The 21,937-nt window shown below is 72.6% G+C and carries 21 protein-coding genes and 1 pseudogene; 10 read left to right on the top strand and 12 right to left on the bottom strand.

Annotated features, from left to right (window positions below):
• The first annotated feature begins 55 nt into the window (after positions 1 to 55).
• Entirely contained in the window at positions 56 to 439 is a 384-nt protein-coding gene (locus D7223_RS08940; protein WP_120726933.1) for a YciI family protein, read from the top strand.
• Positions 440 to 1,002: 563 nt separating this feature from the next.
• Positions 1,003 to 3,162: an MMPL family transporter gene (locus tag D7223_RS08935; protein WP_120726931.1), complete on the top strand. Its 2,160-nt coding sequence runs from the start codon at positions 1,003 to 1,005 to the stop codon at positions 3,160 to 3,162.
• A 21-nt stretch (positions 3,163 to 3,183) separates the two neighbouring features.
• Here the strand turns inward: D7223_RS08935 and D7223_RS08930 are convergent, their stop codons facing one another.
• The 4 genes from D7223_RS08930 to D7223_RS08915 form a co-directional block, all read right to left on the bottom strand.
• Positions 3,184 to 3,636 carry a VOC family protein gene (locus D7223_RS08930; protein ID WP_120726929.1) on the bottom strand — a complete coding sequence of 151 codons (453 nt, stop codon included), beginning with the start codon at positions 3,634 to 3,636 and terminating at the stop codon, positions 3,184 to 3,186.
• Between the two features lie 2 nt (positions 3,637 to 3,638).
• Positions 3,639 to 4,007: a VOC family protein gene (locus D7223_RS08925; protein WP_120726925.1), complete on the bottom strand. Its 369-nt coding sequence runs from the start codon at positions 4,005 to 4,007 to the stop codon at positions 3,639 to 3,641.
• Positions 4,008 to 4,125: 118 nt separating this feature from the next.
• A complete protein-coding gene (locus D7223_RS08920) occupies positions 4,126 to 6,330 on the bottom strand; it encodes a choice-of-anchor J domain-containing protein (RefSeq protein WP_120726923.1) in 2,205 nt (734 codons plus the stop codon).
• A 175-nt stretch (positions 6,331 to 6,505) separates the two neighbouring features.
• The gene (locus D7223_RS08915; protein WP_120726921.1) at positions 6,506 to 6,823 is read right to left on the bottom strand and encodes a GYD domain-containing protein; all 318 of its coding nucleotides are present in this window, start codon (positions 6,821 to 6,823) and stop codon (positions 6,506 to 6,508) included.
• A 108-nt stretch (positions 6,824 to 6,931) separates the two neighbouring features.
• Here D7223_RS08915 and D7223_RS08910 point away from each other — a divergent pair, with 108 nt between their 5' ends.
• On the top strand, positions 6,932 to 8,251 hold the full coding sequence (locus tag D7223_RS08910) for an AAA family ATPase (RefSeq protein WP_120726919.1): 1,320 nt from the start codon (positions 6,932 to 6,934) through the stop codon (positions 8,249 to 8,251).
• A gap of 81 nt (positions 8,252 to 8,332) precedes the next feature.
• On the opposite strand, the pseudogene D7223_RS08905 reads toward D7223_RS08910, so the two are convergent.
• Positions 8,333 to 8,641: pseudogene (locus D7223_RS08905) on the bottom strand (DUF3427 domain-containing protein); the annotation flags it as partial.
• A gap of 244 nt (positions 8,642 to 8,885) precedes the next feature.
• Here D7223_RS08905 and D7223_RS08900 point away from each other — a divergent pair.
• Positions 8,886 to 9,251 carry a hypothetical protein gene (locus tag D7223_RS08900; protein ID WP_120726917.1) on the top strand — a complete coding sequence of 122 codons (366 nt, stop codon included), beginning with the start codon at positions 8,886 to 8,888 and terminating at the stop codon, positions 9,249 to 9,251.
• A 102-nt stretch (positions 9,252 to 9,353) separates the two neighbouring features.
• Here D7223_RS08900 and D7223_RS08895 read toward each other — a convergent pair whose 3' ends face one another.
• Complete coding sequence (locus D7223_RS08895; RefSeq protein ID WP_120727151.1) at positions 9,354 to 10,253, bottom strand: cellulose binding domain-containing protein; 900 nt, start codon at positions 10,251 to 10,253, stop codon at positions 9,354 to 9,356.
• A gap of 199 nt (positions 10,254 to 10,452) precedes the next feature.
• Here D7223_RS08895 and D7223_RS08890 point away from each other — a divergent pair, with 199 nt between their 5' ends.
• The 4 genes from D7223_RS08890 (at position 10,453) to D7223_RS08875 (ending at position 12,982) form a co-directional block, all read left to right on the top strand.
• Positions 10,453 to 11,355: a hypothetical protein gene (locus D7223_RS08890; RefSeq protein WP_120726906.1), complete on the top strand. Its 903-nt coding sequence runs from the start codon at positions 10,453 to 10,455 to the stop codon at positions 11,353 to 11,355.
• A 279-nt stretch (positions 11,356 to 11,634) separates the two neighbouring features.
• On the top strand, positions 11,635 to 12,303 hold the full coding sequence (locus D7223_RS08885; RefSeq protein WP_120726904.1) for a hypothetical protein: 669 nt from the start codon (positions 11,635 to 11,637) through the stop codon (positions 12,301 to 12,303).
• A 20-nt stretch (positions 12,304 to 12,323) separates the two neighbouring features.
• Entirely contained in the window at positions 12,324 to 12,584 is a 261-nt protein-coding gene (locus D7223_RS08880; protein WP_120726902.1) for a hypothetical protein, read from the top strand.
• On the top strand, positions 12,581 to 12,982 hold the full coding sequence (locus tag D7223_RS08875) for a hypothetical protein (RefSeq protein ID WP_238161729.1): 402 nt from the start codon (positions 12,581 to 12,583) through the stop codon (positions 12,980 to 12,982). Before D7223_RS08880 ends, D7223_RS08875 begins: the two co-directional genes overlap by 4 nt.
• A 92-nt stretch (positions 12,983 to 13,074) precedes the next feature.
• On the opposite strand, the gene D7223_RS08870 is transcribed toward D7223_RS08875, so the two are convergent.
• Genes D7223_RS08870 through D7223_RS08860 form a run of 3 tightly spaced genes read right to left on the bottom strand, consistent with a single transcriptional unit; the run spans position 13,075 to position 14,824 of the window.
• Entirely contained in the window at positions 13,075 to 13,449 is a 375-nt protein-coding gene (locus tag D7223_RS08870; RefSeq protein WP_120727147.1) for a DUF4180 domain-containing protein, read from the bottom strand.
• Positions 13,442 to 13,945: a helix-turn-helix domain-containing protein gene (locus D7223_RS08865; RefSeq protein ID WP_238161727.1), complete on the bottom strand. Its 504-nt coding sequence runs from the start codon at positions 13,943 to 13,945 to the stop codon at positions 13,442 to 13,444. Before D7223_RS08865 ends, D7223_RS08870 begins: the two co-directional genes overlap by 8 nt.
• 6 nt (positions 13,946 to 13,951) lie before the next feature.
• Positions 13,952 to 14,824 carry a sigma-70 family RNA polymerase sigma factor gene (locus D7223_RS08860; RefSeq protein ID WP_120726898.1) on the bottom strand — a complete coding sequence of 291 codons (873 nt, stop codon included), beginning with the start codon at positions 14,822 to 14,824 and terminating at the stop codon, positions 13,952 to 13,954.
• A 231-nt stretch (positions 14,825 to 15,055) separates the two neighbouring features.
• On the opposite strand from D7223_RS08860, the gene D7223_RS08855 reads away from it, so the two are divergent.
• Positions 15,056 to 18,256, top strand: coding sequence for an ATP-binding protein (locus tag D7223_RS08855; protein WP_120726896.1), 3,201 nt, complete (start codon positions 15,056 to 15,058; stop codon positions 18,254 to 18,256).
• 49 nt (positions 18,257 to 18,305) lie between these two features.
• On the opposite strand, the gene D7223_RS08850 is transcribed toward D7223_RS08855, so the two are convergent.
• Positions 18,306 to 19,160, bottom strand: a complete 855-nt coding sequence (locus D7223_RS08850) for an ABC transporter permease (RefSeq protein WP_120726894.1) — start codon at positions 19,158 to 19,160, stop codon at positions 18,306 to 18,308.
• Positions 19,157 to 20,173 (bottom strand): ATP-binding cassette domain-containing protein, encoded by a 1,017-nt coding sequence (locus D7223_RS08845; RefSeq protein WP_120727145.1) that lies wholly within the window; start codon positions 20,171 to 20,173, stop codon positions 19,157 to 19,159. Before D7223_RS08845 ends, D7223_RS08850 begins: the two co-directional genes overlap by 4 nt.
• Before the next feature lie 332 nt (positions 20,174 to 20,505).
• Here D7223_RS08845 and D7223_RS08840 point away from each other — a divergent pair, with 332 nt between their 5' ends.
• Positions 20,506 to 20,847: a GNAT family N-acetyltransferase gene (locus tag D7223_RS08840; RefSeq protein WP_420330301.1), complete on the top strand. Its 342-nt coding sequence runs from the start codon at positions 20,506 to 20,508 to the stop codon at positions 20,845 to 20,847.
• Positions 20,848 to 20,854: 7 nt separating this feature from the next.
• Here the strand turns inward: D7223_RS08840 and D7223_RS08835 are convergent, their stop codons facing one another.
• Complete coding sequence (locus D7223_RS08835) at positions 20,855 to 21,841, bottom strand: aldo/keto reductase (protein WP_120726892.1); 987 nt, start codon at positions 21,839 to 21,841, stop codon at positions 20,855 to 20,857.
• Between the last annotated feature and the right edge of the window lie 96 nt (positions 21,842 to 21,937).

Genomic DNA, 21,937 nt, shown 5'->3' with positions numbered 1-21,937 from the left:
CGGTCGGTGCCGCTCGACGGGTCAGTGACGGACCACTTCGTGGAAGGAACCACCGATGCGTTTCATGATCATGCACAAGCTGGACCAGAACAACCCGGCCGCCTACTCGCCGGACGCCGCCTTCATCGCCACCATGGGCGCGTTCGTCCAGGAGATGACCGACGCCGGAGTGCTGCTGGCCGGCGACGGGCTGCGTCCCACCAGCAAGGAGGACGCCACCCGGATCACCGCCACCGGCGGGCGGACGACCGTCACCGACGGGCCGTTCACCGAGACCAAGGAACTGATCGCCGGGTTCCTCATGGTCGAGGTCCGCGACAAGGCCGAGGCCGTGGAGTGGGCCCGGCGGTACGCCGACATCTTCACCGCCTCGCTCGGCGAGGTGGAGGTCGACGTGCGCCGGGTGACCGAGATGGCCGACCTGGAGGCGCTGGCCTGAGCAGGCTGCGCCCCGGGGCCGGGTCGGGCCCGTCCCGGCCCGGTCCCTGCCGGCCCGTCCCGGCCCGGTCCCTGCCGGCCCGGCGCCGGTCGGTGCCGAGCTGCCTCCCACGCTGCCTTCCGCGCTGCCTTCCGCGCTGCCTTCCGCGCGGCCTTCCGCGCGGCCTTCCGCGCGGCCTTCCGCGCTGCCTTCCGCGACGCCGCCCGCGCCGACGTGGTGATCGGGTCCCGGTGGACCGAGGGTCACCGGCGACGGTCCCTTTCGAGCTGAGTGGTAAACGACATCACGCATCGAGCGGCGGGACTGATCCATCCACGACATCAGCTCGAAAGCGACCGTCCACGCTCATCCCTGCTCGACCGCCGCCACCCCGGCCGCCACTCGTCCCGCCCCGTCCCGTCCCGCCCGGCACGGCACGGCACACCGGCCGACGTCCGAAAAGGATGGCGTGGGACCGGTAGGCTACACGCCTGGTGGTCGGGGCCGTCCGCACTGTGACGGGCGGGGCGCGGGTGGCGCCGAGGGTCCGACCCCCGACCAAGGCGAAGCACACGGGGGAAACGATGTTCGAGCGGCTGGGCAGATTCGTCGTGGGTAAGGCGTGGTGGGTGATCGGCGGCTGGGTGCTGGCGGCGGTCGCCATCATCCTCACCACACCGTCACTGGGTGACATCACCTCCGCCGACCAGGAGAGCTTCCTGCCCAGCTCCTACGAGTCGGTGCAGGCCACCGAGCTGGGGCAGAAGGCGTTCCCGCAGGCGGCCACCGCGACGGCGGTGATCGTGGTCGAGCGCGCGGACGGGCAGCCGCTCACCCCCGCGGACGAGGCGAAGGTGGGCCAGCTCGCCGAGTCGCTCAAGGCCGAGAACATCTCCCAGACGTCCGGCTACCTGACCGGCCCGCAGGCGGTGGCGCCGGACCGGTCGGTGCAGATCATCAACGTCGGGCTCGACGCGCCCGCCCCGGACGACCCGGCGCTGCTCGACGCCGTACGCGAGCTGCGGGCGGACATCGGCCCGGCGCTCCAGGGCAGCGGACTGACCGCCGGCGTGGCCGGCGACGTGGCGAGCTTCGTCGACAACGAGGACACCTTCAACGACGCCTTCGCGGTGGTCGGCATCGCGACGATCATCCTGATCATCGGACTGATCCTGATCATCTTCCGCAGCCCGATCGCCGCGCTGATGCCCATCGTGGTGATCAGCGTCGTCATGAGCGTCACGACCGGGCTCGTCGCCGCCGCGGGCAAGGCCTTCGACCTCAGCGTCAGTCAGGACCTCCAGACGATCCTGCTGATCGTGCTGTTCGGCATCGGCACCGACTACATCCTGTTCCTGCTCTTCCGCTACCGCGAGCGGCTGCGCGCCGGTGACGACAAACGCACCGCGATGATCGTGTCCGTCCAGCGGGTCGGCGAGGTCATCACCTCCGCCGCCGGGGCGGTCATCGTCGCGTTCCTGGTGCTGCTGCTGGCCTCCCTCGGCTTCTTCGGCTCCCTCGGCCCGGCGCTCGCGATCGCCGTCGGCGTCATGCTGATCACCTCGCTCACGCTGATCCCGGCGGTCGTCTCGCTGCTCGGCCGCTACGTCTTCTGGCCGTCCAAGGCGTGGCAGCGTACGCCGAAAGCGACCCTGTCCCGGCGCCTCGGCACCGCCATCGGACGCCGTCCGGCGCTCGTCGCGGTGGCCTCCGGCGCGCTGCTGGTCGCGCTCGCCGCCGGTGTGCTCGGCTACAAGGCCGACTACGACTTCAGCGCCGGGTTCCCGCAGGACACCGAGTCGGCGCGGGCCGCGCAGGATCTCCAGCGTGGGTTCGCCGCCGGTGCCCTGGCCCCCACCGAGGTCTACCTGACCACCGGCGACGGCACCCCGCTCACCGACCAGCAGGTCACCGAGTTCGCGGCGGCGGCCGGGGGAGTCCCGGGGGTGGGGCAGGCGCAGCCACCGGAGCGCGGCAGCGACCCGAGCGTGGCCCGGATCAACCTGCTGCTCGACGAGAACCCGGTCTCCAACGAGGCGATCATGCTGGTCCGCGACGACCTGCGCGACGCCGTGCACGCCGCCGCCCCGCCCGGCACCCGGGCGCTGGTCGGCGGGACCACCGCGATCTTCGCCGACATCAACTCGGCCAACAACCGGGACCTGTCGGTGATCCTGCCGGTGGCGGCCGCCCTGATCGCGCTCATCCTCGCACTGCTGCTGCGCAGCCTGGTCGCACCGATCTACCTGGTGATCGCGGTGCTGCTGAACTTCGCCGCCACGCTGGGCGCGACGGTCTACCTCTTCCAGGGTGTGCGGGGGGAGCCCGGCGTCACCTTCCAGTTGCCGATCATCCTCTATCTGTTCGTGGTGGCCATCGGCACCGACTACAACATCCTGATGATCGCGCGGCTGCGGGAGGAGGCGCGGGAGGGCAACGATCCGCACCGGGCGGCGGCCATCGGGGTGGAGCACGCCGGCCCGACCGTCGCCGCGGCGGGCCTGATCCTCGCCGGCACCTTCGGGGTGCTGATGCTCGCGCCGATCTCGTTCCTGCAACAGATGGGGTTCGCGGTGGCGATCGGGATCGTGCTGTCGGCGTTCGTCATGTCGATGTTCTTCGTGCCGGCGTTGACCGCGCTGATCGGGCACCGGGCGTGGTGGCCGGGGCATGGGGACGAGCGCCCGGCCGCGCGTACGGCACCGGAACCGGCGAGCGTGGCGGGGGGCGACGTTCGGGAATGACCGGATCGCCTTCGTGGCTGGTCAGTCCGCCGGGTCCTGCGGTCCGGGCGTGCCGAAGTCCGGGACGGTGAGGGTGCCGTCGGCGGCGAGCGGGAAGCCGGGGTTCCAGGCGATCTCCCACACGTGGCCGTCCGGGTCGCTGAAGCAGCCGGCGTAGCCGCCGTAGAAGGTCTCCCGGGCGGGGCGGGTCACCGCCGCCCCGGCCGCCGAGGCCGCCGCGAGCACCGCGTCGACCTCGGCGCGGGAAGGGACGTTCTGCGCCAGGGCCAGGCCGCCGAACCCGCCGCCGTTGTCGGCCACGCCCGCGTCCTCGGCCAGCTTCGCCCGTCCCCAGAGCACCAGCGCCAGGCCGCCGGCCTGGAAGAAGGCCGTCTCCTCGACCTCCTGGCCGTGCCAGCCGAGATGCTCGTAGAAGGCCCGGGCCCGGGACACGTCGGCCACCCCCAGGGTGACCAGGCTGATCCGCTGCTCCATCGTCACTCCGGTGCGTGGCAGACGGCCTCGACGTTGTTGCCGTCCGGGTCGCGGACGAACGCGCCGAAGTAGGTCGGGTGGTATTCCGGCCACACCTTCGGTGCGTGCAGCACCTCGGCGCCGGCCGCCACGGCCGCGTCGTGGAACGCCCGAACGGCGGACCGGTCCGGCGCGGAGAACGCGATGTGCGACTCCCGCCCCTCGCCGTCGCCCTCGACCGCGCTGATCCAGAAGTCGGGCTGCGTCGCGCCGTAACCGATGTGCTCCCCGTAGTCGAGCATGCGGCGGGCGCCGAGCGTGGCCAGCACCGTGTCGTAGAAGGCGGTGCTGGCGGCCAGGTCACGGACCTGGATGCCGAGGTGGTCGATCATGCGCGGGCCTCCGGCCGGTCGGGGTCGTCGTGGGCACGCTAACCCCCACCCCCGACACCCCGACGACGAAACTCCCGGCACCGCGCCCGCGGTGCCGGGAGTTTCGTGGGGTGTCGGGTCAGCTCAGCGGCGCGCCACCGGGCTGCACGACGTTGTTGACCTTCAGCGAGTACGGCGCGTACTGCGTCACCTGCTCGGTCGGCTCGTCGTAGGCGACCACGGCGACCACCTTCGGGAAGGCGCGCAGGATCAGCGTCTGGGCGGCCCCGAGGGTGAAGCTGGACTTGCCGTCCACCTCGAACTGCCAGGCCAGCTTCTTCTTCTCGTCGATGCCGACGAACCGCACGTTCCAGTTCGCCACCGGGGTCGGGCTGATCTCGGTCGGCGAGTCGAACTCCGCCAGGCTCGATCCGTCGCTGACCAGCGTGCCGCCGACGGCGATGTCGTCGATCAGCAGGCCACCCTCGTTGACGCCGCCGTCGCTGACGTACCGGAAGCTGATCAGCACGCTCTGCCCGGCGTACGCCGACAGGTCGAACGAGTGTGGCTGGAACCCGTCGGTGGTGCCGTTCAGCGCCGGGCCGAGCGGACCGGCGACGGTCTGCTCACCGGGGATGATCGTGTAGCTCTTGCCGCCGTCGGTCGACACGCTGACGTAGCCGTAGTCGTAGCCGGTCTCGGCGCCGTACTTCGCGAGGAAGGTCAGCGTCGGGTCGGCGGCCGGCACGGTCACCGGCGTGACGGCGGCGGCGTCGGTGCTGTTGCCGTTGCCGGACCAGATCACCGAGTTGCCCGGGCGGTCCGGGTCGTCGGTCACCGTGGTCCAGGCCAGCGGGACCGCCGGCAGCGCCTTGGCGCCGTTGAACTTGATCGAGCGCAGCTCGTGCGCCTTGAGCGGGGTGCCGCTGGCCTTGCGCAACTGGACGTAGTCGGCGCCGTTCGGTGCCGCGCCCGGGGTCTCGTAGGAGGCCGGGTTGGCCAGGTTGACCGTGGCGTCCAGGCTGGCCGTGGTGACCTTGCGCTTGTCCGCGCCGAGCATGATGCCGAACCGGGAGCCGACGATCCGGTCGACCAGGTTCATCGTCTGGTACTCGTGGATGACGTCGTACATGTCGCGGACGCCCTCGGCCTCCAGCGCCGCGTCGAGGCTGGCCAGCCCCTGGAGGTCACCGTCGCGGTGCAGCTTCGAGATGAAGTCCAGGCCGTACCGGTCGTAGAGGTACAACATCAACGAGTACGCGTTGCCGTAGTCGGCCAGCACCCCGCTGGAGGTGTTTCCCTCGTCCCAGAGGTTGAGGGAGTTCTCCGGACCACCGCAGTCCCGTGGATTGGTGTTGTACGGCGTCTGCACCGTGCCGAAGCCCTGGAAGCAGTAGATGTGGCTGTCCGTGCCGGGCTCGTCGACGGTGGCCGTGGCGTCGACGTAGCCGCCGAGCGTCTGGGCGAAGTCGGAGAGCCCTTCGTTGATCAGGATGCTCTCGAACGGGTCGGTGTAGTAGTGCGCCAGGTGCTGCCACTCGTGGATGAACGTGCCCTCGTACAGGGCGGGGCGGGCGGGACGGCTGGTGCACAGGTCGTCGGTCGGCTCGTTCGGCGGGTTGGCACCGGTGCGGTGCGCCCAGTCGAACGCGTCGATCGTCATGATGTTGCGGTCGAGCAGCTCGTTGAAGAGCGAGAAGAAGAACCCGGCGATGTACGTGGGGGCGGCCGGGAAGTCGTAGAAGTTGTCGTCCCGGACGTTGTCGACCAGGGTGACCGTCTTGTTGCCGGCGCCGGAGAAGTCACCCTCGACGGACGCGTTGCTGCCGTCCCGGTCGGGCGGGGTGCTGAACGCGGCGGTCGACTTCGGGTACATGTTGGTGTCGAACTCGTTGACCAGGTCTGCGACCTGCGCGTCGGTGACGTCGGTCGAACCCGGGATCTGCGCGCGGCAGTCGCCCGCCGGGAACGCGGTGTCGTTGGCGACCCACACCTCGATGTGTTCGCCCACGCCGCGCAGCGTGTAGTCCTTGAAGTAGATCTCGCCGTTGTAGTCGTCCAGTGCCAGCCACTGCCGTACGGTGCCGACCGGCGGCGTCTCGGCCTGCGCCTGCGACCGCTTGGCCTGGGCGCGGGCCTGGTACTGGGCGGGTACCTCGACGGGCTTGCCGTTGAGGGTGAAGTCCTTGCGGGTGAGTTGGCGGACGTCGCTGGCGACGCCGGTGGCCGGCGGGGTGGCCGCACCGGAGGGGTTGGCCGAAGCCGTGCCGGAGGGGGCCACGACGGCGAGCAAGGGCAGGACGATGGCGCCGGCGGCTATTCCCGCAAAGCGGCGACGGACCATGGGACCTCCTCATCGTGGGGAAGACCCGGTGCTCGGACGGAGCCGACCGGGCCTGTGCACGCTGATCGAGCGCCCTCGTATCCTTCGCATCAACGCAGGGAAATGGCAAGATGTTGCGTCGATCTCCGTTTCTTCTCGGCCGATCGGCCGATCGGCCGGCTGGCCCGGGTCGGGGTCAGCCGCCCGGCGGCTGGTACATGACCGGGGTCCGGGCCGCCGTGTCGATCTCTTCCGGCGTCAGCAACGTGACGACGGTTGCGTCCACCCCGCCAGCCGCCCGGCTGCCGACGCCCACGGCGGCGGCGGTCACGTGATCGGGTAGGTCGCACAGGATGTAGAGGTCGAACTCACCGAACGCGAAGTACAACGCCTCCACCTGGCCGCCGGCGTTCTCGATCAGCGCCCGGATGACCTCGGCGCGTACCGTCCCGCCCTCCTTGCCGACCCCTCGGATCCCCTCGGTGGTGTACTTGGCCGTGACCAGGAACTTCACTGTCCCACCCGCCCTCCTGGTTGTTGCGCCGCGGGTACCCGCGATGCGCCCGGTTACTCGTCCGTTGGGTAGGGTCCGGACACACCGCAAGGGGAGGTGACACCGACGATGCGCGCAGGTCTGACGGTGCCGCCGGCGGTCGAGGCGGAACGCGTCATCACCGCCGTCCTCACCGACCTTCGCGCCGGCCGCCACCGCGGCGTCGTGGTCGACTCGCCGCCCGGCGCCGGCAAGTCCACCCTCGTGGTCCGCGCCGCCGTCGAGCTGGCCGCCGCCGGCGAGCCGCTGATCATCGTCGCGCAGACCAACGAGCAGGTCGACGACCTCACCGACCGGCTCGCCCGCAAGGCCCCCGAGCTGCGGATCGGCCGGCTGTCCGCCGCCGACTACCGGCCGTCGGAGCGGATCCGGGGCCACCAGCAGGTCCGGGTCGCCGCGAAGGTCGCCGACCTCGGTGGTCCGGCGGTCATCATCGGTACGGCCGCCAAGTGGGCCACGGTCACCGAGGGCTGCTGGCCGTGGGCGATCGTCGACGAGGCGTACCAGATGCGGTCGGACGCCCTGCTGCGCGTGGCCGGCAGGTTCGAACGGGCGCTGTTCGTCGGCGATCCCGGGCAGTTGGACCCGTTCGCCACCGTCGACACCGCGCGCTGGACGGGCCTGAGCTGGGATCCGATGCAGTCCGCCGTGGCCGTGCTGCTGCGGCACAACCCGGACCTGCCGGTGCACCGGCTGCCGGTGTCGTGGCGGCTACCCGCGTCGGCGGCGACCGTGGTGGCCGAGGCGTTCTACCCGTTCACCGGCTTCCGCGCCGGCACGGGTCTTCTCGACCGGGCGTTGCGTCTGGTGGAGCCCGGCCCGTCCGACCGGCTCGACCGGGCGCTCGACCTCGCGGCGTCGACGGGTTGGGCGCTGTACGAGCTGCCCGAGCGCTTCACCCCGCGTACCGACGCGGAGGCCACCGCGGCCTGCGCGGACCTGGCGCTGCGGGTGCTGGCCCGCGGCCCGGTCGCGGTCTCCGAGCACGCGCCGGCCGGCGCGCCGGTCACCGCGGACCGGATCGCCGTCGGGGCCGCGCACCGCGACCAGGTCGCGGCCATCCGCGCCCGCCTCGGCGCGGCCGGCGCGGGCATCACCGTCGACACCGCCAACCGGCTCCAGGGCCGGGAGTACGACGTGACGATCGTCCTGCACCCGCTCTCCGGCCGGCGCGACGCGACCGCGTTCCACCTGGAGTCGGGGCGGCTGTGCGTGCTGACGTCCCGGCACCGGCACGCGTGCGTGGTGGTGGCGCGGGCCGGGATCGCGGAGCTGTTGGACGCGCACCCGTCGACGGAGACGGTGCACCTGGACGTCCCGGTGAAGTTCCCGGACGGCTGGACCGCCAACCAGGCGATCCTCGCCCGCCTCGCGAGTGGTGGCGCTTGATCCACTCGGCTTCAGTGAAGTCGGGCTGTCCCGTTGAGTTTTCACCCCGACTTCACTGGAACCGAGTGGATCTAGGCCGTCCTACGCGGCGATAGCGCGGGCGGTCGTGTAGATGTCGGCGGGCAGCGGGTGCGCCAGCTCCCAGATGATCCGCATCGGTCGGTCCCCGGTGTGCTCGCGGTAGGTCATCGGGCCGGCGTACAGGTATGCCGGTGCCCCCAGGTTCCCGTCGTGCACCTTGGACTCACGGACGAACAGGTGCACCGTCGAGCCGCGCGCGGCGTGGTGGATGTAGCGCTGCCCGGTGGCCGACGCCGCCGACGTGGTGCTCTGTGAATCCCACCGGAACAGCTCGTCGGTCATGGCTCGGTGCGCACCGGTGGTGGGGGGGCGCATCGAGAACGCCCTCCGCCGGTGGCAGTCCGAACCCCGCGACGAAGCTGGCGATCCTGAGCGATCCCCTATAGATCCCGGCCACGAATCGGCACAGACCAAGACGAGCAAGGCAGATTCATACCTGAAGCGCACGAATGGTTTTGTGCTCACCGCCGCTGGCGGGATACGAATCATCTGCACGAGTTCACCCGAGAACACCGTCCCCGACCCCCGGGGCGGCAGACAGAAGGAGAACCCCATGCGAATCGCCAAGCGGCTGTGCGCCTTCGTCGGCGGTGCCACACTTGCCACCGTCGGCGCGCTCGGCGTGACGTCACCGGCGTCCGCGGCGCCGTCCACCGTGCAGAGCGCCACGACCGTCACGGCCGCCGCCGAGGCCATCCCGGTGATCGTCACGTTCCGGGGCTACGCCGTCTGGAGCTACGCCGACGCCTACTACGACAGCCTGCTGTCGGCCTTGACCACGTACGAGTTCAGCAACGGCGTGCGGTGCAGCCCCAACGGCCCGTACCGGGAGGTCGGTTTCGGCGACCCGCTCTACAACAATGCCGCCGCGGCGGCCGGGAACCTGTTCCAGGTCGCCCAGGAGTACACCTGCCAGTAAGGGTTGTCGGCGGGCGGGGTGCGGGCGAACCGCACCCCGCCCGTCGTCATGCCGGCTTACCCGGCCGGCCGGGTGGGCAGGCGGGGTGGACCGCCTTCGACCTCAGGAGTACGTGTCGCCGAATTCGCGTACGCCGTCGACGTCGAGGGTGATCCGGCTGTTGTCGGTCCACTGGCCGCTGGGCGCGCGCCAGCTCGGGTCGTCGCGTTCGTCGATGTCGCTCCAGCTGTGCCGGTGGTGGCGAAGCTGGATCGGCCCGGTCGAGGTGCCGGGGGCGAGGATCCCCTCGGTGAAGGTCAGCTCCACCCAGCCGGGGACCGGTGTGCCGGGCAGCGGATAGCGGGTGGGCGTCGGGGATGGCGTACCGCCGGGCGGCGGGGGTGGTGGCGCGGGCGGCGGGAAGAACGCCAGCGTGCGCCGGGTCCGGTCGCAGCCCATCGCCGCCCAGTCGCAGTTCAGCACCAAGGAGGTGTTGCCGCCCTCGAAGAGCAGGTGGTAGCGCACCCGCACGGTGGTCAGGTCGAGCGGTTCGTCGCCGGTGTTGGTGACCTGGAGAACGTGCTGGATCTGGTTGTTCGTGGGTGACCAGTCGAGGTTGAGGTAGCTGACCTTGGCCCGCCCGTACGCGGTGCGGACGAGCGTGACCGGGGACGGGTCGGAGTAGCCGCCGATGGTGTGCGCGCTTATCGCGATCCGGTACTCGCCCCCTGGGGCGAGGTCGGTCAGCGTGATGGTGGTGGCGGTGGTGCTGCCCAGTCCACGGTAGACGTGGGGGCCGAGCTGCGCCTGTACCTCGTACGTGATCGGCTCCGCGCCGCCCGGCTCACCCACCCAGGTGGAGCCGGCCCAGGAGAGGGTGAGTCGGTGCGGCTCGTCGACCACGACGACCGGCGCGCCGGGGGTGCTCAGCGCCGGGGTGTCTGCTGCCCGCGCGGCGCCGACGGCGAGCGGGCCCAGTAGCGCGGCGAGGGCGACGGCGAGGGTGACGCGACGGGCACGCATGGTGGAGATGGTAGGGGCGCCCATCAATGCTTATCAATCGTTAGGGGCGCGCGCGGCAGGCGGCGGGCCGGCTGGTTACGCCCTCGTCGGTTACATGACGTAGTCGTCTTCGGGATATCGCCTGGTGAAGCGACTACCTAGCGTGAACTCGTTGTCATATTGGGCCTCGGCGATGCCGGGCCACAGACAGGAGAGAGTCATGCGTCCACACAAGGTGTCCCGACGGTTCGGCGTCCGAGCCTCCGTACTCGTGCTCGGTCTGGTCGGCGCGGCCGTGCTCGTCCCGGCGAGCCCGGCGTCCGCGGCGGTGCCCGGCCTGGTGCGGGTCTCCGCCGTCAGCGCCAACAACTCCAACGACTTCCACACGGTCACCGCCGTCTGCCCGGCCGGCAAGGTTCTCACCGGCACCGGCTACGAGATCAACGGGGCCACCGGCGAGGCGGTCGTCGACGACCTGCGCCCCAACGGCGGCCCGGCGGTCGCGCCCACCGCGGTCACCGCGACCGCGTACGAGGCCGAGCCGTTCGCCGGCAACTGGTCGGTCACCGCGTACGCGATCTGCGCCAACCCGGTCGCCGGTCTGGTCCGGGTGTCCGTGACCGGCGCGAACACCTCGGCCGACTTCCGCACCACCACGGCGACCTGCCCGGCCGGCAAGGTGCTGACCGGCACCGGTTACGAGATGGTCGGCGTCACCGGTGAGGGGATCGTGGACGACTTCCGTCCCAACGGCGGTCCGGCGGCGGCGCCCACCGCCGTCACCGTGGGCGCGTACGAGGCGGAGGCGTTCGCCGGCAGCTGGACGCTGACCGCGTACGCGATCTGCGCCAACCCGCTGGCCGGCCTGGTGCGGGTGTCCCTGACCAGCCCGAGCAACTCCAACGACTTCCGTGGCGTCACCGCGACCTGCCCGGCCGGTAAGCGACTCACCGGGGCCGGCTACGAGCTGAACGGTGCCACCGGTGAGGTCGTCGTGGACGACTTCCGTCCCAACGGCGGGGCCGCCGTCGCGCCGACCTCCGACACCTCCGGCGCGTACGAGGAGGACCCGCTGGCCGGCAACTGGACCAACACGTCGTACGCCATCTGCGCCACCGCATAACCATCCACAACGGTCGGCCGGGTGCCTCGCGGCACCCGGCCGACCTGCCCGTGCGGGTGTCGTGGGGCCGGGCCGGACGAGGTCGAGATGGCGTTGCGGCACGACGTGTGGCGGTCTTCCGACGCCCGTCCGGCGGTAATCCGACCGACAGCAGAATGAACGGATTCACGCCGCCGTCGATCACCGACATTCATGTCGGTGTCCCGATAGAAAGGCCATTCATCTGATCAAAACCGGTCTGTAGCGTCTCGTGAACTGGCCGTCACCGAAAGGCGGACGATGAACGAGACGCTTCCCTCCCTGTCCCGCAGGCGTGTCCTGGTAGGTGCCGCCGCGGCATCGGCGGCGGTCACCGTGACCGGGTCGACCGCCGCCCACGCCGCTCCGAACTCCGCCGTACCGGCCGGGGTGTCCCGCGCCCCGACCGGCTCGACCCGTACCGCGCTGGTCGTCCGGGACCGGATCGCCACCGCGTCGCTGCGGCCCGGGCCGGCCCGCTTCCAGACCGACCTGCACCGCCGGCTCACCGCCTGGTTGGCGTTCTGGTCGGCCAACTCGCCCGCCGAATGGACCGGGCCGGTCGAGGTGGCCGGCCACGTCGACCCGGACGGCGGAGCGTTCACGCTGCACGCGATCCGGTCCTCGCGCGAGGACCGCGTGTTCGACGCCTTCACCGCCGGTCGCGCCGACGCCGCGCACCTGGCGACCCTGGCCAGCCTGCACCACCACTTCCCGCAGGTCGGTGTCGAGGCCGGCGGCGCCGTACGGGTGACCCACGGGCCGGCCGGATTCACCGGCTCCGCCGATCAGGTGGCGTTCGCGGTGACCGCCTGCCGTGAGCTGTGGGGCGTGCGTGCGGCCGGTGCCGACAGCTGGCGGAGCCTGCCGTACGACGGCTGGGCCGCCTTCACCAGAGCGAGTCTGCGGCGTGGGCTGCGGACCGGTTGAGCCACCACAGAGGAGACAGCATGGCACGCAGTGAGTTCCGGTTCGTCGTCGACGGCGTCGACCTCTCCGTCGACCAGCAACGCCTCATCGGCAGTGAGATCCAGAAGGCGGGACTGAACGCGCTCTCCGTCGCCAGCGCCAAGCTGACCAACCCGCTGACGCTCGGGCACGGCAACCTGAAGTTGCGCCCCGAGTGGTACGGCCTGTGGGTGATCGACGGGCCGTTCGCCGAGGACCTCGGCCAGAAGATCAACGACATCGGCTTCTGGTTGCAGCGGTGACCGACACCGTCCCCCGATCGGACTCGCCGGAGCGGATGTGCCCGAGTACGCCCGCGGCCAACGCCACGGTCTTCCTCGGCATGATCACTCCGGCGGGTCGGGTCGCCTACGTGACGCCGGCGCTGCCCGCCGAGGTGGCACTGGCCACCGCCGGCACCGACGCGCCGGTGGAGTCCCGGTACCGGCTCGCCGGCCCCTGCGTCACCACGACCTGCGGTTTCTGGACCGGTGACCACTGCGGGTTGGGCGAGCGGGTGGTGGCGTCGTACCGGGAGACCGCCGGCCCCGCCGAGACCGACCTGCCGCACTGCGCGATCCGGCGGACCTGCCGGTGGTACGCCGAACAGGGCCGTGCCGCCTGCACCGCCTGCTCCCACGTGGTGACCGACGCCCGCTGAGTCGCACCGGTTCGGGCCCTGATCCACGCGTAGTCAGTGATGTCGGGGTGTCCGGCGCGATCGGACACCCCGACATCGCGGAAGGGGAGGGATCAGGGATTCGGGGCGGGTGTCAGGCGGGCGTCGAGGGCGTCCAGGTCCGGAAGGAACCAGACGTGGCCGCCCCGGTTGGACTCCTGCACCAGTGCGCGCAGCGCCGACGACTCCGCCAGGTGCGGGGAGATGTCGCCGACGACGGCGAGCCGCAACCGGTAGTTGACGAACTTCTGCATCACCTCGCCGGCGAACCGGCTGCCGAGGGAGAAGAAGCGCGGGTCCAGCCGGGCGGCGGGGACCGCCACCACCTGTGCGCCGAGGAACGCCGACCCGATCAGGTCCAGCGCGTCCTGCTCGGTGGCGATCGGCGGGCCGTCCGGGTCGCACACCAGCACCGGTACGCCGGCCCGCTCCTGGATGTCGTCAGCCACCACGCACCGTCCCGTCCCCGCCACCGGGCGCCGCCGGGTCCGTGCCGCGCCCGGCCGGGTCGACGGCGGAGGCCCCACCGAGCACACCGTCGAGCACCCCGTCCAGCATGCCCAGCAGTTCGGCGGTGGCGGCGGTTCCGCCCAACACCATGATCGTCATGCGTTGTCGCTCCTCGTCGTGGATCGTCTGCACCCGCAGCGGGTCCGAAGGGTCGTGACCGGTGTTGACGGCGGCGAGGACGAACGTGCCGATCCGGTCGGCGGCCGCCCGGTCGACGCCGTCCACGCGTACGACGCTGGACACCTCCACCGAGGAGGTGGCGGGGGCCGGTGGGGGCGTGCCGGTCAGCGCGTCGAGGTCGGCGCGGGCGATCCGGTACTGCTTGCCGATCCGTACCGCGCGCAGCCGCCCGGAGCGGATGTAGCCGCGGACGGTCCGCACGTGCAGCCCCAGCCGCTCCGCGACCTGCTCGACCGAGTACATGTCATTACCCATCGCTCCCTAAGATAGCTCGTCGAGGAAGGTTAGGGACAGAAGGGTGAGCTTCTCCGGGTCGGCGATCAGGTCGACGGCCACGATCCGGTCGCCGGCCGGGTCCGCGGCGAGGGTGAACCGGAACACCACCCGGGGCTCCCCGCCGACCAGCCACGCCGCGCCGGGCAGGCCGTCCACCAGCGCCGGCCGGGCCGCCCGCGCCCGACCGGAGAACGTCTCGGCGACGGCGTGCGCCCCGCGTACCTCCGGGGTCGCCCCGGACGCGACCGCGGCGGCGTCGGCCCGCAGCACGACCTCCGGGTCCAGCAGCGCGAGCAGCGCGGCGAAGTCGCCACCGCGCGACGCGGCGAGGAACGCGGCGACGACCTCCCGCTGGCGTACCGGGTCGGGCGCGACCGTGGCCCCCCGGACCCGGCGGCGCGCGCGGCTGGCGAGCTGTCGCGCGGCCGTCGGCGTCCGCCCGACGATCGGACCGATCTCCTCGTACGGCAGGGCGAACAGGTCGTGCAGCACGAACGCCAGCCGTTCGGCGGGGGTGAGCGTCTCCAGGACGACGAGCAGCGCCACCCCGACCGAGTCGGCCAGCTCGGCCTCCTGCTCCGGGCCCGCGGTGGTGCCGACCTCGGGGGTCAGGTCGGCGGGATCCTCCCGGCGGGCCCTACGGGACTGGAGCATGTTGAGGCTGACCCGGGCGACGATCGTGGTGAGCCAGCCACCGAGGTTGTCCACCCCGTCGGCGCCCGCGCGGCTGGCCCGCAGCCACGCCTCCTGCACCGCGTCGTCGGCGTCGCCCGCGGAGCCCAGCAGCCGGTAGGCCACCGCGCGCAGGTGGCGCCGGTGCGCCTCGAACCGCTCGGCCAGCAGATCGGTCCCGTCCATCCGGTCACATCCTCCCGTCGCGCCCTGTCAGAGAGACTGACCGGCGCGCGGGCGTCGGTGTGACGAGGGGCATACCGGTCCGCACGTCGGGCCGGTCGACCGGAGCCGACGCGTTCGGGGGCGCCGGCTCCGGTCAAGGTGGTGAGGTCCGGGCGTACCCGGATGCCGGTGCGCGTACGACGCCCCTTGGTCGGGGGAGTCTGTCGGTGTTTTCCGTTACCGTGCGGAGCCATGGAACCGCGGCGGGGCGAGGCCCTCATCGGGCGCGAGCATCCGGCCGCCCTCCTGCGCGCCGAGGTCGACCGGGTGCTGGACAGCCACGGGGGGTTGGTCCTGGTCACCGGCGAGCCGGGCATCGGCAAGACCACGCTGGTGACCGCGGCGGCCGAGGAGGCCCGCCGGCGTGGCGCGCTGGTGCTCGGCGCGGCCTGCTGGGACTCGGACAACGCGCCCGGCTACTGGCCCTGGGTGCAGGTCATCCGCGGGCTGCGACGCTCCGCCGACGACTGGGCGGTCGCCCGGGAGGTGGCCGAACCGGCCCTGGCGATGCTCCTCGGTGAGACGTCCGGTCCGGACGCCGACGGGAAGCCGACGGCGGACGACGACGCCGAACGCGAGGCTTTCGCCCTCTACGACGCGGTGACCACCGCCCTGGTCGCGGTCTCCCAGCGCCGGCCGGTCGTGGTCGTCCTGGACGACCTGCACTGGGCCGACCCGGCGTCGGTGCGGCTGCTGCGGTTCGCCGCCCAGCACACCTGGTTCGAGCGGTTGCTGCTGCTGGGCACCTACCGCGACGCCGAGGTCGAGCTGACCGACCACCCCCTCGCGCCGCTGCTGGTGCCGCTGACCGCGAAGGCGACCACGGTGACCCTGACCGGCATGTCCCGGGACGAGGTGAGCGCGCTGGTGGCCCGCACGGCGGGACGCGAACCCGACGGGGATCTGGTCGACGAGATGCACCGGCGCACCGGCGGCAACCCGTTCTTCGTCGAGCAGGCCGCCCGGCTCTGGCACGCCGGGGGACCGGTCGACCAGGTCGCCCCCGGTGTGCGGGAGGTGGTCCGGCAGCGGCTGGCGCAGCTGCCGGCACCGGTGGTCGACACGCTCACCGTCGCCGCGGTGCTCGGCCGGGAGTTCCACCGGGGGCTGCTGGCGGCCACCGTGGGCCGTCCCGCCGCGCAGGTCGACCGGGACCTGGACCGGGCGGTGACGGCCCGGCTGGTGCTCGACCGGGGTGCCGGCCGTTCCGCGTTCGTGCACGACCTGGTGCGGGAGACGCTCTACGACGGACTGCCGGTGGCCGACCGCCGGGCCCGGCACGCGGCGGTGGTGCGGGCGGTGGACACCTCGACAGTGCTCGCCGAGCAGCTGGTCCCCGCCGACCTGGCCCGGCACGCCTGGCTCGGCGTGCCCGATCTCCCGCCGGGGCGGGTGGCCGACCTGCTGGTGGTCGCCGCCCGGGAGGCCAGCCGCCGGATGGCGCTGGAGGAGGCCGCCGAGCACCTGCGTCGGGCCGGCACGGTGGTGACCGACCCGGGCCAGCGGGTACGGATCATGGTCGAGTTGGCCGCGCTGCTGCACCACGCCGGACGCCGGGACGAGGCGGGTCGGCTGCTCGCCGAGGCCGAACCTCTCGCCCTGGCGCTGGACGACCCGGCGGTGCTGGCCCGGGTCGCGCTGATGGTCCACCGGCACCACTGGACGCCGGCCGGGCAGTCGGACGACGCGGAGGCCATGCTGCGCGAGGCGCACCGGCGGCTCGTCGGCGTTCCGGACGAGGTGCCGTCCCTGCCCACCGTGGTCACCGACCTGGTCACCGTCACCGAGAAGCTCGCCCGGCGGGGTGCCGACGACGAGGCGCTGACGTTCAGCCTGTGGACCCTGCACGACACCACCTGGGGGATGGGCACCGCCGGTGAACGGGCGGCCATCACCGCCGAGATCCGGGACGTGGCCCGCCGGGCCGGCGACGAGGAGACCGTGCTGTGGGCCACCTCGTTGCGCTGGGTCGCACTCCTCGAACTGGGCGACCCGGGCTACCTCGCGGAGTGGGCCGCGTTCGTGCGGGGGACCGCGGAGAGCGGCGCCGCCCGGCACCGGATGGCCGGGGCGATCGACGGCGGCATCGTCAACGCCTTCCGGGGTGACTTCGCCGCGGCCGGCGTGTCCTTCGACGAGGTGGGCCGGCAGGACTGCTGGCCGGAGGGCGAGCACGGTTTCCTCGGCCAGCACGTGCGGTGGTCGTGGCTGGTGCTCCAGGGTCGGATCGCCGAGGGCGACGCCCTGCTCGACGGGCTGGGCCCGGACGACTACCCGTACGTCGCCCTGCTCCGGGGCATCAACGCGGTGGAGCGTGGCGACCACGCCGAAGCCGTCCGGCTGGTCGCCGAGATCGAGGCGGCCGGCGTGGCGTACCCACGTCCGGTGTCGCCGCTGTGGCTGCGCCTGGCCGCCCAGGTCGCCGCCGCGTCCGGTGACCCGGTGCGCGGCGGCCGGGTGCGGGCGGAGCTGGCGCCCTACCGGGGGCAGTGGCTGGTGGCGTTGTTCGGCTGCGACCTGAGCGGGCCGGTCGACCACTGGATCGCGGCGGTGGACGCGGCGGGACGCCGGTGGGACGAGGCGGTCGCCGGATTCGCCGCCGCCCGGGACGCGGCCGACCGGATGGGGTCCCGACCGTGGTCGGTGCTCGCCCGCGCCGGACTGGTCGAGGCGCTGACCGGACGGGACGGGCCGGGCGATCGGAGCGAGGCGGCCACGATCCGCGCCGAGGTGCTGCGGGACGCCCGTGAGCTGGGCATGGCCCAGGTACGGGCCCGGCTCGGCGACACCGGTCCGCCGCCCGCCGCCGAGACGCCGGCACCCCCTGAGGTGGACACCGGGCAGCCGGCGTACGCGTTCCGCCGGGACGGCCCGGTCTGGGAGCTCGCCTGGGACGGCACCGTGGTGCACCTGCCGGACGCGAAGGGCCTGCACGACCTGCGCCTGCTGCTGGCCCGGCCGGGCGTCGACGTGCCCACGGTCGAGCTGCTCGACCCCGCCGCCGGCCCGGAGCTGGTGGCCGCCCGCCGTCTCGGCGGCGACCCGGTGCTGGACGACGAGGCGAAGGCCCGCTACCGGCGGCACCTGGAACGCCTCGACGACGAGATCGACCGGGCCGCCGGACGCGACGACCTGCGACGGGTGGCCGCCCTGGACGCGGAGCGGGCCGCGCTGCTGCACGAGCTGCGCGCCGCGGCCGGACTGGCCGGCCGGACCCGCCGCCTGGGTGACGAGGCGGAGCGGGCCCGCAAGGCGGTCACCGCCCGGATCCGGGACACGCTGCGCCGCATCGACGGCCGGCACCCGGCGCTCGCCGCGCACCTGCGGGACAGCGTCTCCACCGGCAGCTCCTGCCGGTACCAGCCGGCCGCGCCGGTGCCCTGGCGGCTGTGACCCCGCCGCGCCCCGGGCGCCGCCGATGTCGACGGCGCCCGGGAGCCGGTCAGCGGCGGTTGTAGCGGTACATCGTCAGGGTGCCGAAGACACCGACGAACACCGCGCTCCACACCAGCATCCAGCTGATCGCGGACATGTCCGTGGTGCCGGCCATCGCGGCGCGGACCGCCGACACCAGGTGGGTGACCGGGTTGGCCTTGACGAACGCCTGGAGCCAACCCGGCATGGTGGCCGGGTCCACGAAGACGTTGCTGAGGAAGGTGAGCGGGAACAGCACCATCATGCTGACGCCCATCACCGACTTCTCGCTGCGCAGGACCAGCCCGAAGAACGTCCACACCCAGGAGAACGCGAACGAGAAGACCACCAGCAGGCCGATCCCCGCCAGCACGCCGAGCGGCCCGCCGTCCGGCCGGAAGCCCAGCACCAGTCCCACGGCCAGCATCACCGTCGCGGCGAGGACGTAGCGCAGCAGGTCGCCGAAGATCATGCCGACCAGGGCGGCCGGCCGCCAGACCGGCAGCGTACGGATCCGGTCGAAGACACCCTTCTCGATGTCGGCGTTCAGCCCGACCCCGGTGTACATCGTGATCATGACAACGCTGCTGACCATGATGCCGGGCAGGAAGAACTGGAGATAGTCACGCGGGCTGTCGGCCAGCGCGCCACCGAACAGGTACGTGAACATCAGCACCATGATGATCGGGAACGCGGTGACGTCGAACAGCTGCTCCGGCACGTGCTTGATCTTCAGCAGGGCCCGCCAGCCGAAGGTCAACGACGCGGACAGCGGGCTCGGCCGGGGCGGCCGGGCACCGGGGGCGAGGACGGTCGCCAACGCCTCCGCCGACGGCACGTAGACCGCGGGTGCCCGCCCGGTCGTGGTGGTCGTGTCGGTCATCGGGCTGCCTCCAGATGCGCGTCCCGCTCGGTGCCGTCGGTCTCGGCGGGGTGGTCGGTCAGGGCCAGGAACACCTCGTCCAGGCTCGGCTGGCCGAGGGAGAAGTCGTCGACCACGATGCCGGCGCGGGACAACTCGCCGAGCGCCCGCGCCGCCTGCTCGCTGGCCTCCAGGTCGGTGCCGTCACCCCCGACCCGGGCGGTCAGCACCACCGGGTCCGGCTCGAGCTGCACCGGAACGCCGAGCGTGGCGTGCAGCAGCCGTTCCGCCTCGGGCCGCCGGCCGGGGTCGCGCAACCGCAGGTGCACGGTGCCCGAGCCCACCGACGACTTCAGCTCGCCCGGGGTGCCCTCCGCGATCACCCGGCCGTGGTCCACGACGGCGATCCGACCCGCGAGCTGGTCGGCCTCGTCCAGGTACTGCGTGGTCAGCAGCACCGTCGTGCCGTGCGCCACCACCGCCCGGACGATCTCCCACACCTGGTTGCGGCTGCGCGGGTCCAGGCCGGTGGTCGGCTCGTCCAGGAACAGCAGGTCGGGGGTGCTCAGGATGCTCGCGGCGATGTCCACCCGCCGGCGCATCCCGCCGGAGTACTTCTTCACCTGCCGGCCGGCGGCCTCGGTCAGGCCGAACGCGGTCAGCAGCGCCTCCGCCCGCCGCCGCGCGGCGACCTTGTCCAGCCCCAGCAGCCGGCCGAGCAGCACCAGATTCTCGGTGCCGGTCAGGTCCTCGTCCACGGAGGCGTACTGGCCGGTGAGGCTGACCCGGGCGCGTACCGCGTCGGCGTCGGTGACCACGTCGTGGCCGAAGACCCGGGCCCGGCCGCCGTCCGGGCGCAGCAGGGTCGCCAGGACCCGTACCGCCGTGGTCTTGCCGGCCCCGTTCGGGCCGAGCACCCCGTAGACGGTGCCCGCGGGCACCCGCAGGTCGAGCCCGTCGAGTGCCCGGGTCTCGCCGAACGACCGTTTCAGGCCCTCGGCCTCGACGGCGAGGCCGGTGGTGCGTCTGCTCATGATCTCCACCTTGTTCCGGGATGGGTCGACGCCGCACGGCACTCGCGCGGCGTTCCGCACCCCTTCGGCGCGAGACGGCCCGCCAGATCGAATCTGGCGGACCGACCCGTATGTCGGCGGTCACTGCTTGAATCGGCGCGACCGACCGGAACGGAACGACGGGATGACCGCGGTGCGACTGGTGACCTGGAGTGTGGACGACCTCGACCTGCTCCGTCAGCTCAACGCGCCGCAGGTGCGCCGGCACACCGGTGGGCCGGAGACCGACGAGCGGGTCGTCGCCCGCAACGACCGTTACGCGCGGCTCGTCGACACCGGCCCCGACCGGATGGATGTACGTGATCGTCCTGCCGGACGGGACGCGGGTGGGCAGCGTCGGCCACTGGGAACGCCGGTGGCGTGGTGCACAGGTGTGGGAGATGGGGTGGGCAGTGCTGCCCGCGTACCAGGGCAGGGGCCTGGCCACCGCCGCGGTGCTCGCGGCGGCGGCCGAGGCTCGCGCCCGACGGACGCACCGCTTCGCCCACGCCTACCCGTCGGTGGACAACCCGGCCTCCAACGCGGTCTGCCGACGGGTCGGCTTCACGCTGCTCGGCCCGACCGACTTCGAATACCCGCCCGGGCAGCTCATGCGCGCCAACGACTGGCGCCTCGACCTGACCGGGAACGACTGACCGGTGGTCAGCGGGCGGCGTCGAGACGGGTGCGCTGCTCCGGTGTCAGCTCCAGGTCCACCGCCGCCAGGCTCTCCTCCAACTGCGCCACCGAGGACGCGCCGACCAGCGGGATCGCCGCCGGCCGGCCGCCGATCAGCCAGGCCAGCACCACCTGGTTGACCGTCGCGCCGGTCTCCGCCGCGACCTCCCGCAGCGCGGCCAGCCGGCCCGGCGCGCTGGGCAGGTCGTACGCCGGGCCGAACGGCTTGTCCGGCCGGGTGTACGAGCCCTTGACCAGCGGCGAGTACGCCACCAGCGCCAGGTCCGGCTCGACCCGCAGATAGCTGAGCAGGTCGGGGCCCACCGAGCCGGGGTCACCGTCCGGGTCCAGCTCGCTCGGCAGGTCGACGCGCCGGTGCAGATAGCTGTGGTGGTACTGGAGCACCTCGTAGCCGGGCAGGCCGGCCGCCGTGGCCAGCGCGCGGGAGCGTTCCAGCCGCCAGGCCCGGAAGTTGCTCGCCCCGAGCAGGCCCACCGTGCCCTCGGTGACCAGCTCGGCGAACGCGCCGACGGTCTCCTCCAGCGGGACCGTCCGGTCCTCGACGTGCGCGTACAACAGGTCCAGCCGTTGCATGCCCAGCCGTTCGCGACTGCGCTCGGCCGACTCCCGGATCACCTTCGCCGACAGCCCTTCGGCGTTGTCGGTGAAGCTGGTACCGGGGGCGAGCGGCCGGGCGCCCAGCTTGGTGGCGACCACGATCTCGTCGCCGACGCCCCGGCTGCGCCGCCACCGACCCAGCAGTTCCTCGCTCTGGCCGCCCTGACCGCCGTCGACCCAGAACGCGTAGTTGTCCGACGTGTCGACGAACGTGCCGCCGGCCTCGACGTAGCGGTCCAGGATCGCGTAGGAGGTCGCCTCGTCGGTGACGCTGCCGAAGAGCATCGCGCCGAGGCTGAGCACGCTGACCTGGCGACGGGTCGCCGGGTCGGTGCCGATGGTGCGGTACCGCATGGTGAACTCCTCTCGTGCGTCCCCGCACTCTGGTTGCTGGAGTGCACTCGAGGTCAAGCACGCCACCGCCCCCGGGCCGGCGGGCGGCCCGGGGGC

The organism is Micromonospora endolithica (genome assembly GCF_003626595.1).
GTDB lineage: Bacteria > Actinomycetota > Actinomycetes > Mycobacteriales > Micromonosporaceae > Micromonospora > Micromonospora endolithica.
The sequence above is the reverse complement of the archived record's forward strand: the minus strand, read 5'-3'. Positions and strand labels throughout refer to the sequence as shown.